Origin of the sequence: Streptomyces sp. NPDC086787 (assembly GCF_044745865.1) — a bacterium.
In the GTDB taxonomy this organism is placed as follows: Bacteria; Actinomycetota; Actinomycetes; order Streptomycetales; family Streptomycetaceae; genus Streptomyces.
The window spans coordinates 144,680-157,715 of record NZ_JBIVBC010000009.1 but is presented as its reverse complement, the minus strand read 5'-3'; the positions used below and the strand labels follow the sequence as shown (position 1 = coordinate 157,715).

Genomic DNA, 13,036 nt, shown 5'->3' with positions numbered 1-13,036 from the left:
GAACCAATGGAGGTAAGTGTCATGGCTGGTGGCCAGATCAACATCGACCCGGCGGAGATCGAGCAGGCGGCTTCCTGGCTCCGTAGCCAGAAGGAGCTGATGCAGCAGAGCCTCCAGGAGGCCGACTCCAAGATGGGCGACGTCGTCGCCGCGGCCTACAGCACGCCGGGCTCCGAGACGAAGTTCAAGCCGTACTGGGAGGAGTACAACACCGGTACGCGCAACGCCATCGAGGGGCTGGAGGGCGTCAGTCAGTTCCTCGCCGCGGTGGCCGACGCCTTCGTGAGCACCGACGACCAGACGGCCGGGTCCATCGGCTGACATGTGCCCGGCCCGGCCCGGACGCACGGTATCCGTGCGTCCGGGCCGGGCCGCGATTCCGAGGGTTCGCGTATCCGGCCTCAGGTCACGAGGAATCACGGGAGTTCGGAGGTACCCCATGTCAGGGACCCAGGATCAGATTCAGATTCCGATGGAGGAGCTCGGGGAGGTGATCAGGATGCTCGACGAGATCCGTTCCGCGATCTCCAGGACGGCGAGCCTCGGCTCCGTCGGTTCGGACGAGGACGTCGGCGACGAGACCCTCAGCCACGCCATCAACAGCTTCGACGGCGCGTGGAAGTCGGGCCAGGAACGTGTCCAGGAGAACGTCGACACGTTCAAGGAGGCGTCCCAGGGCATCATCGACAACTTCCGTGGGACCGACGACAAGTTGAACGAGGAGTTGGACAAAGCGAAGGAGAAGCCGGCATGAGCGGCCCCGCGTCCGCCACGCAGACACCGAACACCTACGGGCTGCGGATGCCCGAATCCTGGTGGAATCTCGATCTCGACCCGAGCACCCGGGACGCGTCCATCCGTCGCCGCATCATGGCCGACATCGGTGACAACGTCCCCGCCGACGCACGTGAGGGGCTCGACTCGCTGATCAGGGCGGCCCGCCGAAGCGCGCGTGAGGCGCATGCCCGTGGCGCGCTCCAGTTCGCGGGCATGTTCGACGTGCTGGAGGACGGCTCCTTCCTCATCGGAAACGTCATGGTGCTGCGGCACGACCTGCCGGAGGGAGCCACCCCCGACCTGGCGGAGCTGATGCTCGCCTTCGCCAACCACGGTGCCGGGAACTCCCTGGGCAAGGGCACACGTGCCCGGCAGACCGGGGTCGTCGAACTCCCGCACGCGGGTCCCGCCGGTCGGGTCACCTCGGTGGAGGACATCGACTTCTACGGACGGGCCTCGATCCGTGTGGCGATCATGCAGACCATCGTCCCGGTGCCCGGCACCGACTCGATCCTGGTCATCGCCGGCACCACACCGAACCTGCCACTGACGGACCAGTTCTTCGATGTGTTCGACGCGATCGCAGGCACGCTCAAGTTCGACGTGTGATCCGCATGTACCGGACACACGCCCCGAGAAAGCGAGACACCTGACATGGCACGGCCACCCACGGCCGAATGGGAAGTCCTCGATCTGTCGGCGGACCCCACTCCCGGCGACCCCGACATCCTGAAGAGGCTCGCCACCGAGTACGACACGATCGCCGACGACGCGGAGAGCTCCTTCTCCTCCATCAACAACATCGACAATGGACAGCTGGGTAAGGGCAAGTCCATGGACAAGCTCCGGGGGGTGCTGGACGAACTGCCCAAACAGGTCGGGCAGCTTCGCGACTCCTACCGGCAGGCTTCGGACGCGGTCAAGAACTACGTGCCGAAGCTGGAGGCTCATCAGGACCAGGCGGATCGGGCCCTGGAGCAGGGGCGAGAGGCGCGTCGGCGGCTCGATGCCGCCATGGCGGCGCTGGACGCGGCCGGGGCGAATCTGTCGTCCCTGCAGAACGCTCCCGAGCCGTCGATGGACGACCAGACGGCACGCGACGCGGCCCGGGACGCCGTCGGCAAGGCGGAGTCGGAGCGGAACGCGGCGCAGAAGGACGTGGACTCGGCCCAGGCCGATCTGTCGGCCGCACAGCGGCTCGCCGCGGACGCGAAGGCGCTCCGTGAGTCCGACGCCCGTACCGCGGCCCACGAGCTGGACACGGCACGCCATGACGCCGTGAAGAAGAAGAGTTTCTGGGACACCCTGTGGGACGAGGTCCTGGGGCTCGTCATCGGCATCGCGGGCGCGATCGTGGCGGTCGTGACGCTGTTCATTCCGGGTCTCCAGGTGGTCGGCATCGCGATCGGCATCGCACTCAGCGCGGGCGGCCTGGCACTCACGATCGCGAAGGGGATCGATACCGGTGACTGGGACATCCCCGGACTGGTCCTGGGAGCCCTGGGGCTGGGGCTCGGCGTGGTCGCCATCGCGAAGATCCCGTCGGCTGCGAATTCGCTGAAGAACTTCGCGCAGGGGGGCAAGAACCTCATACGGCCCAAACCCAAGCCCACGACAACCGGATCCGGAGGCACCGGAGCGACCGGGACCGGAGGCACCGGAGCCGCGGGAACCACCCGTACCAGCGGTTCGGGCGGCAACGCGGGCACCGGCGGCAACAACTCCCAGGGCATCCCCCTGCAACCAGTGCCCCCGCGCCCGTCGTCGCCGACGCCCAGCGCCACGTCCAACAACAGCTTCGCGACCGCGCCGACCCCGCCCTCGCGGCCGCCGTCGCCCACACCCAGCACCGCGTCCAACAACAGCTTCGCGACGGCGCCGTCACGACCGCCGACGCCCGGTCCGGCGCAGCACCCGCCGCAGGCCTCCCCGGTTCAGCCCAACCCGCCCGCGCCGCCCACTTCGCCTCCACCCCCACCGCCCGCGTCACCGCCCGCGTCACCGCCCGCGTCACCGCCCGCGTCACCGCCCGCGTCACCGCCCGCGTCACCGCCCGCGTCGCCTCACGTGTCGCCGGCTCCGACGCAGGCGAGCGGCTCGACACAACCGTCGAAGCTGGAGTCGTTCGGGAAGTGGGCCGACTACCTCAACATCCCGGTGGGACTGGCCGGTCTGGGCTACGGCGGATACCAGGTCGACCAGGCGAAGAAGAACGGGGAGACCTTGCGGCCGGTCTGACCACTCCCCTCGGCGACGCAGTCGCCTCCGCACACACACGATCGCCCTTTCTCCCACCAGGACTGGTGGGAGAAAGGGCGATCGTCGTCCCGGGTACCTGTCACACAGTGGTCTCCGGGACCTGAAGCATCCGCAGCTTCCCGTCCCCGGCGCTGAAGAACACACGCCCCGGACGTCCCGCGCCGAGTCGGCTGCGCGGAATCCTGCCGCCGATGAGTTCACCGTCACCGACCGACTGCGGACTGAGCAGAACGCCCTGGCGCCCCCGTCGGGCCTCCGTGAACCAGCCGGAGAACCCGCTCGCCAGCCGCTCGGTCTGACCGGCGAGGACAAGACCTCGGCGGTACTCGCCGCCGACTCGGCAGATCTGGCTGAACACGGGCTCGGCAGTGGTCTGCTGGAGCAGGTCCGCGTCATCGACCATCACCACGACGGGATGGGCGGCCTCGGCCAGCATCTGCTCCAGTTCGGCCCTGGGTACATCCGGGCCCTCGTACACCGCGAGCACGCCCGGCCGCCCGGCGAGCGCCCGCAACGGTGAGCGGCGCGGCGCGGCGACGATCAGCGAGGTGCCGGCCGACAGCAGGGACAGGGCCATGGTGAGCAGGACCGTACTGCGGCCGGAGCGTTGCGGGCCGCCGACGACGAACGACGGTATGAGGGACAAGTCCGCTCCCTGGGCCGTGAGTTCGTCCCCGCCGACACCGACCATCGCCCACATCTCGCCGGGACGCTCAGCGGGCAGGTAAGCGGCCGCCTGCTCGGGAGTGAGCCGGTCCGGGAGCGTGTCGATACGGAAGGGGCGGCGGGCGCGCGGCACTTCCGCGTCGAGGCCGGTGCGCTCGGCACCGATGGCCTGGAGCGCGGCCGCCTGGGCCTGACCGGCGGGGTCCCGGTCCAGGAGCGCGATCTGCACCTCGGCCTTGTCGACGGCGCGCAGCGCACGTCCCGAGGGGATGTCGTCCGGCACGGCGCGCTGTGAGATACCGATCATCGAGTACTCGGCCTTGTCGTTCATACGCAGCACCAGCTTGTCCTCGGTCGAGGAGCTGACCCGGGTGGAGAACAGCGTCCGGTCACCGGCGAGCACGACGTGCACGCCGACGCTCGCCCCCTCGCGCAGAAGGGCGAGCACGCTGTTCAGCAGGGCACCGGAGTCGTAGTCGGCGAGCGTCTTGTCGAACACCTCCCAGCGGTCCAGGAGTACGACGATGTGTGCGGGCCGTTCCTCGTCCGGAAGGGTCCGGCGCAGCTCGGGCAGGTCGGCGGCGCCCCGGGAGGCCAGCAGCTCCTGGCGGCGGGCGACTTCGGCGGTGAGCCTGCCCAGGAGACGGGCCAGCCGGTCGGGCTGGGTGCGCTGGACGACGGCACCGGTGTGCGGCAGGGGTTCGAGGGCGAGCAGGGCGCCGTTGCCGCAGTCGATGCCGTACAGGTGGACGTCCGCGCTGGAGTGGGCACGCGCCAGCACCCCGGCGATGGTGCGCAGGGTCTGTGACCGTCCGGCCCGGGGCGAGCCGACGACATGCAGATGGCCGAGCGTGGCCAGGTCCAGGACGACCGGCACCTGTCGCTGCTCGGCGGGCAGATCGACAAGGCCGTACGTCACCGGCGCGAGGTCGTACGCGGTCGACGACGCGGCGGCGGACCCCGCGACGGACGGCAGCTCGGCCGTGACCAGCGTCGTGGGCAGCGGTGGCAGCCAAGGGCTGTGCTGCGGCGGGACGTTCAGATCGGTCGCGGCACCGCGGATCGCCTCGACCAGGTCCGCGAGGTCGGTCGCGTCGGCCTCCGGCCGGCGGTGCGAGGCGTGAGGCCGCGCGGGCAGCGGGCGGCCGAGCTGGTTCGAGCCGAGGGGCACGACCCACGGCGCCTGGACCGCGTTCGCGGACACACCGGGCCTGCGGCCACCGACCCGGCCGGCCTGGAAGGGCACCAGGGACGTCTGGCCGAGTCGCACGAAGGCCCGGCCGGGGGTGTTCTTGGAGATGTGAGCCGCCTCGGGTGAGGTCAGCACGTCCTGGCTCTCCGACGCGTCGGTGACACGCAGGGCGATACGCAGGTTGGTGTTGGCACGGATCTCCGGGGACACGACTCCGCCGGGGCGCTGGGTCGCCAGGATCAGGTGGATGCCCAGGGATCGTCCCCGCTGGGCGATGTTGACCAGCCCCTTCACGAAGTCGGGAAGGTCGCGGACCATCGAGGCGAACTCGTCGATGACGATGAGCAGCCGGGGCATCGAGGGACGGCCGGGCTCACGCCGCAGCAGCTCCACGTAGTCGTCGATGTCCTTGGCCCCTGCATCCGCCAGCAGGTGCTCCCGCCGCTTCAGCTCGGCCGACAGAGAGGTCAGCGCGCGCTCCACGAGATGGGCGTCGAGGTCGGTGACCATGCCGACCGTGTGGGGCAGGGACACACAGTCCTTGAACGCGGAGCCGCCCTTGTAGTCGACGAGGACGAAGGTCATGGCGTCCGGCCGGTTGGCCACGGCCAACGAGGCGACGAGCGTCTGGAGGAGTTCCGACTTCCCGGAGCCGGTGGTCCCCGCGATCAGCCCGTGCGGGCCGTCGCGGCGCAGGTCCAGGGCGAACGGGCCGTCCAGCGAGGCCCCGACTACGGCCGACGTGGAGCGACCGCCGGCCTTCCAGCGGCCGGCCACCTCCTGTGCCGTGGGCGGATCCAGCGCGAGGACGTCGAGCAGCCGTGCCGAGGAGGGGAGCACGGAACCCTCCTCCTCCACAGCGCTGGAGTCCCGCAGCGGACCGAGCGCTCGGGCGACCGAACGGCACCAGTCGACGGACACCCCGTCGGCGCGGACTCCGGCACGGGTGTTGGACCGGCTCCGCCCGACCCGCAGGGTGCCGCCGGGTTCCTCGACCACCACGGCCTGGCACTCCTCCGACAGGAAGCGCTCCTCGGCGTCCAGGCAGAGGGCGTGCACACCGACGGCGGGGCCGTCGCGCAGGATCTGCACCACACCGGGGAGCGAGCGCAGTCGGCGGGCGCCGTCCAACACGACGAGCACGTCAGGTCGATCGGCGGCCCTCCGCTCGCCCGTCGCACCCGCACGGGCGGAAATCAGTGCCGTCAGCTCGGCGACCCGGCGAGCCGAGGTCTCGGTGTCGGTGCCGATGCTGGCCGGTGTGTCTCCCGTACGCTGCCGCAGGTGCGGCAGCCACCGGGTCCACGCCCAGGCCTCCTCGCCGGTGTCCCCGGTGGTGAGGACATGGATCAGCAGGTCCTTCGGGCTGTGCAGGACGGCGGCCTGAGCCACCGCCCAGCGCGCCGCGGCCAGTACGGCCGGCCGCCGCCCGGCGATGCCGAGCACCTTGTGCTCGCGCAGCGAGACGGTGACGGGCACGTCGAACGCGTCCGGTGACACCTGGCGCCGGTGCTCGTCCAGGGTCGGGTCCTGCACCACCACGCCGGACGGCTGATCGTCGGTACCGACGCGGAGTTCCAGGAAGTCACTGTCGGTGGCACGGCGTTCCCAGAGCCTGCGTCGCGGCCCGACGGCCGTGAGCAGCACGGTGGCCGGGTCGGGGAAGCCCGTCCGCCGGGCGGTGCGCTCGGCGATCACGGCCGCTTCGGCGTCGGCCTCGATCCGCGCCTTCTTCTCCTCGTACTTCGCGAGCGAGGTGGCGTGGGTCTCGCGCCCGGAGCGCCGGTTGACCAGATAGTTGCCGACGATGGCGACCGGCGAGAGCAGGCCGAACAGCAGCATGTAGATCCGGCCGAAGACCAGGACGCCGGCCCCGGCCAGGACCAGCGGGACGATCGCCGCGATGTAGGGCAGCGGGCGCTTGGCCGGTGGCGACGGCGGGGAAGGCAGGGTGAACCGCATCTCGGGCTTCGTCGGCAGCAGTCGCGGCGGCCGGTTGTAGTCCCATCCGGTGCCGTCCTCGGACGGCTGCACGGCGGCGTCGGGCTCTTCCGGCGCGACGAGTTCGAGCAGACAGCCGTCGACGAGGAGTTGGGCACCGAGCGGCCAGGGGCGCTCGCCGTCGACATCGGCGTGGTCCAGTCGCAGGGACACCTCGTCCGCGGGGGTGACGACACAGCGCCCACCGGGGCCCACGCGGAGTTCGGCGCAGTGCCGGTCGGGGGTGCCCCGGCCGATGTACGGCGTACCGTCGACGGCGACGCCGACCCGGTAGTCACCGATGTCCAGACGGTGCACGGCTCCGGCTCCCGGACCACCGACGGCCCGTACCTCGACCAGGCCGCGTGGCTCGGCCGCGGGAGTGCCCGCGGATCGGCCCAGACCGACCACGGCCGCGTCGCGCAGCGGCGAGTCCCGCAGCGGCAGGTCCTCCGGCAGGGCTACGCCCTCGACGTACAGGCCCGAGCCGCTGAGGGGCAGGGCGGCGCCGGCCGTCTCGGCGAGCGCCTGCGCGACGGCGGCCATGGGTGTGCCGGGGTCGGCGTCGAGGTGTACGTCAAAGGCTTCGCCGACATCGTCGACCACGGTGAACATCAGGCGCACGTGGAACTCCAGCAGGTCGCAAACAGTCGCAGACAAAAGAAGCAGCGCCCGCGCGGCGGACCGCGGCAGGCACACAGGTCACCCGGACCCATCGGCCCTACGGACGGGACAGCGAGGAGGTTCACCGGATCGCAGCCGTTCGTGAACCGTTTCGGTGCCGGGGCCGTAGGGAGCAATCGACCGTTCCCGAAGGCCTTCAAGACCTTCAAGGCTTTCAAGACCTTCGGGGCCCTCAAGGCCATCAAGGCCCTGACAAAGGTGATCGCATGCTTTCGTCCAGCACCCTGACCGCCGTGTTCAGCGTGGGGTTGGCCGGCTCCGTCGTGGCGCTGATCGTCACCGAAGTCGCCTTCCGCGTCAGGACCCGACCGCGCCCCACCCCAGCTGCCGTCCTCGGTCGGGAGGCTCTGGACGCCATCGACCGTGGTCTGCGGAACCTGGCCGTCGAGTGCGTCCGCGCCGAGCGCACCCTGCCCGATGTCTACGCGGTCACCTACTCCGGGGAACGTCTGACGCTTCGGCTGGCCGGGTCCGACTCCATCGCTCCTGCTCCGTGGAACGTGAACGACCAGGGTGAGGAGTGGTGGGCCGAGCCCGAGCGGCTCAACGACACGGGTCGAGGCGACTCGGCCGACGCGGTGCACCCGTATGCGCTGACCGTCACCGTCGGCCTGGAGGGCGGCGAGCGGGTCCTGGTCGACCTGTCACGAGCGGCGGCGGCGATATCGGTCACCGGTAGCGACGGGGATGTACGGCAGTTGGTGCGGGCCATGGTGGCCGAGCTGATCACCGGACCGGTCGGGCGGGACGCGGAGGTCACCCTCGTGGGCTCGGCGGCCCACGACAGCACGGCCATCACGTCCGGTCTGCAGTCGACGCGCTTGCACACGGCCGCCACGCTCCGGGAGGCGCTGGGCCGGGCCGAGGGCGCGTCCCAGGCGTCGGCCGAGTTCCTCGCGGCGGCTCCCGTCACCCAGGTCTACCGGCTGATCCAGGGACGCAACCCCGGCGCCCTGCGCGACCGCGCCCCACGGCTCTTCGTCATGGCAGCCGCCCAGTACCGCGAGGAGCGGGAATCGGTGAGCCACCTGGCCCCGGCCGACGCGCTGCTCGTGCTCGGAGACGCCCCCGACTCCGGCTGGTGCTTCCGGATCGCCGCCGACGGGTCACTGGACACCGCTTCGCTGGGCCTGCGGGTGGGCCGCCATGCCGGCCGCCCGGCCTGAAGCCTTCTGGACAACGGATGAAGCACGACGGACGGCGGACGGCGATACCGCGTTCAGTGCGGCCTATACGGCCTATACGGCGATGCCGCGATCGCGGAGTGTCTCGCGCAGTGCGCGCATGGCGTAGTAGGTACGTGACTTGACCGTGCCGGGTGGCACGCCCAGCATGAGGGCGGTCTCGCGGACACTGCGGCCCACGTAGTGGACGTGCAGCAGAACCTCGCGGTGGTACGGCTCCAGTTCCCGCATCGCCTCGATGACGATCCCTGTGGTGAGGGCCAGGTCGACACCGTCCGCGGTCGGTACATGCATCGCCTCCTGCTCCTCGATCTCCGGCGGTCTCGCCTGCCGGGCGCGGTAGGAGTCGATGGCCAGGTTGCGGACCACGGTGAGCAGCCACGAGCGGACCGACTCGGCCTCGAAGCCCAGTTCGGCGGCGTGCTGCCAGGCCCGGATCGCCGCTTCCTGCACCACGTCCTCGGCACGGTGCCAGTCGCCCCCGAGCAGGCGGGCGGCGAAGCGCAGCAGTATCGCTCCGTGGCGCCGGTAGAGGTCGCCGATGAACTCGGCTTCCTGGAAGTCCCGGACGGCGCCGGCTTCCTGGCTCCTCGGGGCGTGCCGGGAGTGTTCGGCGCGTGCTGTGGGGCGGGCCGTCGGCGTGGGGGCATGGGGCAGTAGCAACTGCTGCACGGGTGTGCTCCTCGGGGCCGCTGGTCGCGGCGGGACTCGTCCGCGCTCGCTGCCCGGTCATGGATGGGTACGTCGGATACGGCGCCGGCGTGGGGCGCCGATCACAAGGTCTGCAACTGCCGCCGCCGCGCGCTGTGGCGGCGGAGGCGACCGGCGTCAGAAGCGGAGTGCGTCCTGCCTGTCGCTCTGCCAGTAGGTGACGGCCGCGCCGCTGTCCGTGAAGGTCTCCGCGGGCAGAGCGACGGTGACGGGTGCGCCGACCGAACCGTTGAGGTCCTGCGTGGCGAACAGCACGGACAGCTGCGACGCGGTGAAGCCTCCGACGCCATTGCCCGGGTCGCCGGTCAACCTGAGTGCGGCGTAGGCGGACTGGCCGGCGGCGAGGCTCACGGCGCTCTGCGGTCGGCTGTCCTCGATGCAGGGCACGACTTCCTGACCGTCGTCGAAGCGGAGGCCAGGAGCTCCGTAGGCGGTGCAGCCACCGGATCCGGTGTTGGTGACCGTGAGCAGAAGGTGATCCACGGGACTGGCGACCCTGCTGACCCGGACCTCGGTGTCGGCGTCGGTGCAGGCGGATCCGAGGCCGGAGGCGGATCCGGAAGCCGAGGCGGAAGCGGATCCGGATGCGGCGCCGGCCTTGTCGTTGTCGTAGAAGGCGGTCAAGCACAACCCCAGCCCCGACGCCAGCCCTACGGTGGCGATGGCTGCGCGGATACGGAAGATGTTCATCGTGGGTCGGCTCCCCGTGGTGGTGATGGTTCTTGGCGACGGTCGATCAGCACCATCGGGACCGCAGGTACGGGATCAGTACGCCGGTCGCGACAACGTCCCCGGCACCGAGGCGGGTCCGCACGGCGGCTCCCGCTCGGGTGGTGCTGCACAAACCATGTGGCGTGAGCGGCCCGTGGAGCAACGAACCCTGGCCAACGCGGGAAGCCGGAACGCCGAAATGGGGTCCGACCTGCGGGTATACCGAGCTCCTGGAACGCCTTCCTGGGACGTGTGTGTCAGGCCCGGTCTTCCCTGTGGAGGACGAGGTGCTCGTGGAAGAGCACGCCGTCGCGGATGTCACCGGTGGCGGTGAAACCGGTGTCGTCGACGTAGTCGATGTGGTGTCCGGTCACCGTGTAGCGGCCGGTGTACGCGCTGCGACGGCTGCCGCGGGCCTCGTCGTAGCGGCCGTCGGCGCGCAGTTCCTGGCGGATGTGCCCGTCCGCGGTCACCCACATACCGACCACGTCCACGTCCCGGTTCCCCACTTTGCGCTCCTTCTGTTCGCGGTTGCTGAACACCAGCCTGGGCGAGCCGGAGGAAGGGAGCCAGGACAAGTCGTGCCTGGGTGCGACGCACCCAGGCACGAGGCTGAACTTTCCAGGATGGCGGTCGCAGACGACTGCCGCTGGAGTCAGGTCACTTGACGGATCCTGCCATCACTCCCTGCACGAAGTGCCGCTGGAAGGCGAAGAACACCGCCACCGGAACAATCAGGGACAGGAACGCGCCCGGTGCCAGGACGTCGATGTTGCTCCCGAACTGGCGTATCTGCGACTGGAGTTCCACGGTCAGTGGCTGGGACGAGCTGTCGGCGAAGAGCAGGGCGACCAGCATGTCGTTCCAGACCCAGAGGAACTGGAAGATGGCGAGCGAGGCGATCGCCGGGCGTCCCACCGGCAGCATCAGCCGGGTGAAGATGCGCCACTCGCTGCCACCGTCCATCCTCGCGGCCTCCAGCATTTCCTTGGGGACCTCGGCGAAGTAGTTGCGCAGCAGGAAGACCGCGAACGGCAGCCCGTACGCCACGTGGAAGAGGACCACACCGGGAATCGTGCCGAACAGGCCCAACTGGCCGAAGAGTTTGGCCACGGGCAGCAGACCGATCTGCACCGGCACCACCAGCAGGGCCACCACCAGGAGGAACAGGGGCTCCCGCAGGGGGAAGTCCAGCCAGGCGAACGCGTATCCGGCGAGCGCCGCGATGACGACGACCAGGGTGGTGGTCGGCACCGATATCAGCACGGTGTTCCAGAAGGCCTGGGTGATGCCGGAGTTCTTCAGCAGCGCCGAGTAGTTGTCGAAGGACAGCTGGCCAGGACTGGTTACCGCGGTCCACCAGCCGCCCTTGGCCGTGTCCTGTGCCGAGCGCAGGGAGGACAGGAACAGTCCCGCCAGCGGGGTCAGCCAGACCAGGCCGATCACCACCAGGAAGGCTTGCACGAGGCCGTTGCCCAGGCCCCGCCTGATCGCGTTCATGGCTGACTCCTCATCGCTGACTCCTGCGGAAGCGGCGGACGTTGAACACCATCGCGGGGATCACCAGGAGCAGCAGGAGCACACCCAGGGCACTGCCGAGGCCCTGGTTGTTGCCGCCGCCGAAGGACACGAGCCACATCTGGGTCGCGAGGACCGTGGCATCCTCCTGCACCGGCCCGGGAGCGATGATGTAGACGAGGTCGAAGACCTTCATCACGTTGATCACGAGGGTCACGAAGACCACGGTGAGCACGGGGGCGAGCAGGGGGACGGTGATGCGGCGGAAGACCTGCCACTCGTTCGCGCCGTCCATCCGGGCGGCCTCCAGCGTGTCGCGCGGAAGCGTGGCGAGCCCCGCGCCGATCAGTACCATCGCGAAGCCCGTCCAGATCCACAGGTACGCGCCGATGATCGCTGGTGTGACGAGGGCCGGGCCGAGCCATGAGATGCCCTGGTAGGGCGCGGCGAAGTTCGCGGCGGGCAGCTTGACCGTGTACGAGCCCTTCGCCAGCCCGGCGAAGCGGAAGGAGCCGTCGGCCGCGGTTGTCGTGCTCGCGATGGAGTGTCCGTCGCGCAGCGCCTCGACCTTCATGCCGGGCAGGCCGCTCTCCTTCGGGTCTACCGTGCCCTGTCCGCCGCCTCCGCCGGGGGTGAAGTCGAGGTAGACGACACCGCGCACCTCGTTGTCCGCGGCCTTGCGTGAGGCCGCCGTCCGTGCCGGTTCGGCGCGCCCGGGCAGGTCCTTGGGCAGCACCCCGACCATCGGGAGCGCCACCGACTCGCCCGGGGACACCCCGGCGTGGCTGAGCCAGGAACCGTCGTGGGTCCGGTCCAGCAGCTCCTGGCGGCCCCTGGCCGTCGGATATGCGGACGTCCCCGCGAAGGCGTCGTGGACGGAGACGACGGCCGCGTTGAGCACGCCCTTGTCCGGGTTCTCGTCGTAGGCGAGCCGGAAGATGATTCCTGCGGCCAGGAAGGACACCGCCATCGGCATGAACAGCAGCAGTTTGAAGGCGGTGGCCCAGCGGACCTTCTCCACCAGTACGGCGAGGATCAGTCCGAGACCGGTGAGCAGGGCCGGGGCCACGACCACCCAGATGGTGGTGTTGCGGATGGCTTTCACGGTGGCCGGATCGCGGAACATCTCGGCGTAGTTGCCGCCGCCGACAAACCGGTCGCCGGAGGCGTCGAAGAAGCTGCGGCCGACGGTGAACAGCACCGGGTAGACGACGAGCGCGCCGAGCAGGAGCAGCGCGGGGAACACGAAGAGCAGGGCGACGAGCCGGGCGCGCCGCCGGCCGGGGCGCCCGCGCGCCGCGCCGGCGGCCCTCGGGCCCGCCTGCTCCTTGGTGAGTGTGGCGGTCATGATGCT

General features: G+C 70.3%; 11 protein-coding genes. 5 read left to right on the top strand and 6 right to left on the bottom strand.

Features of this window, described 5'->3' with window-relative positions:
* Positions 1–21 precede the first annotated feature (21 nt).
* The 4 genes from ACIPK3_RS22155 to ACIPK3_RS22140 all read left to right on the top strand — a co-directional run bounded on the left by ACIPK3_RS22155 (position 22) and on the right by ACIPK3_RS22140 (position 3,015).
* Entirely contained in the window at positions 22–321 is a 300-nt protein-coding gene (locus ACIPK3_RS22155) for a WXG100 family type VII secretion target (protein ID WP_402572075.1), read from the top strand.
* Positions 322–472: 151 nt separating this feature from the next.
* A complete protein-coding gene (locus ACIPK3_RS22150; protein WP_402572073.1) occupies positions 473–754 on the top strand; it encodes a hypothetical protein in 282 nt (93 codons plus the stop codon).
* The gene (locus ACIPK3_RS22145) at positions 751–1,386 is read left to right on the top strand and encodes a hypothetical protein (RefSeq protein ID WP_402572071.1); all 636 of its coding nucleotides are present in this window, start codon (positions 751–753) and stop codon (positions 1,384–1,386) included. The genes ACIPK3_RS22150 and ACIPK3_RS22145 overlap by 4 nt, the downstream gene beginning before the upstream one ends.
* A gap of 45 nt (positions 1,387–1,431) precedes the next feature.
* The gene (locus ACIPK3_RS22140) at positions 1,432–3,015 is read left to right on the top strand and encodes a hypothetical protein (RefSeq protein ID WP_402572070.1); all 1,584 of its coding nucleotides are present in this window, start codon (positions 1,432–1,434) and stop codon (positions 3,013–3,015) included.
* A 100-nt stretch (positions 3,016–3,115) separates the two neighbouring features.
* Here ACIPK3_RS22140 and ACIPK3_RS22135 read toward each other — a convergent pair whose 3' ends face one another.
* On the bottom strand, positions 3,116–7,489 hold the full coding sequence (locus tag ACIPK3_RS22135; RefSeq protein ID WP_402572316.1) for an FtsK/SpoIIIE domain-containing protein: 4,374 nt from the start codon (positions 7,487–7,489) through the stop codon (positions 3,116–3,118).
* Between the two features lie 275 nt (positions 7,490–7,764).
* On the opposite strand from ACIPK3_RS22135, the gene ACIPK3_RS22130 reads away from it, so the two are divergent.
* Positions 7,765–8,724, top strand: a complete 960-nt coding sequence (locus ACIPK3_RS22130) for a hypothetical protein (protein ID WP_402572068.1) — start codon at positions 7,765–7,767, stop codon at positions 8,722–8,724.
* 72 nt (positions 8,725–8,796) lie between these two features.
* Here ACIPK3_RS22130 and ACIPK3_RS22125 read toward each other — a convergent pair whose 3' ends face one another.
* The 5 genes from ACIPK3_RS22125 to ACIPK3_RS22105 all read right to left on the bottom strand — a co-directional run bounded on the left by ACIPK3_RS22125 (position 8,797) and on the right by ACIPK3_RS22105 (position 13,030).
* Complete coding sequence (locus ACIPK3_RS22125) at positions 8,797–9,414, bottom strand: sigma-70 family RNA polymerase sigma factor (RefSeq protein WP_402572066.1); 618 nt, start codon at positions 9,412–9,414, stop codon at positions 8,797–8,799.
* Between the two features lie 156 nt (positions 9,415–9,570).
* Positions 9,571–10,143: a DUF4232 domain-containing protein gene (locus ACIPK3_RS22120; RefSeq protein WP_402572064.1), complete on the bottom strand. Its 573-nt coding sequence runs from the start codon at positions 10,141–10,143 to the stop codon at positions 9,571–9,573.
* Between the two features lie 278 nt (positions 10,144–10,421).
* Positions 10,422–10,643 carry an Atu4866 domain-containing protein gene (locus ACIPK3_RS22115; RefSeq protein WP_402572314.1) on the bottom strand — a complete coding sequence of 74 codons (222 nt, stop codon included), beginning with the start codon at positions 10,641–10,643 and terminating at the stop codon, positions 10,422–10,424.
* A gap of 181 nt (positions 10,644–10,824) precedes the next feature.
* Positions 10,825–11,664 carry a carbohydrate ABC transporter permease gene (locus ACIPK3_RS22110; protein WP_402572062.1) on the bottom strand — a complete coding sequence of 280 codons (840 nt, stop codon included), beginning with the start codon at positions 11,662–11,664 and terminating at the stop codon, positions 10,825–10,827.
* A gap of 10 nt (positions 11,665–11,674) precedes the next feature.
* Positions 11,675–13,030, bottom strand: coding sequence for an ABC transporter permease subunit (locus tag ACIPK3_RS22105; RefSeq protein WP_402572060.1), 1,356 nt, complete (start codon positions 13,028–13,030; stop codon positions 11,675–11,677).
* Between the last annotated feature and the right edge of the window lie 6 nt (positions 13,031–13,036).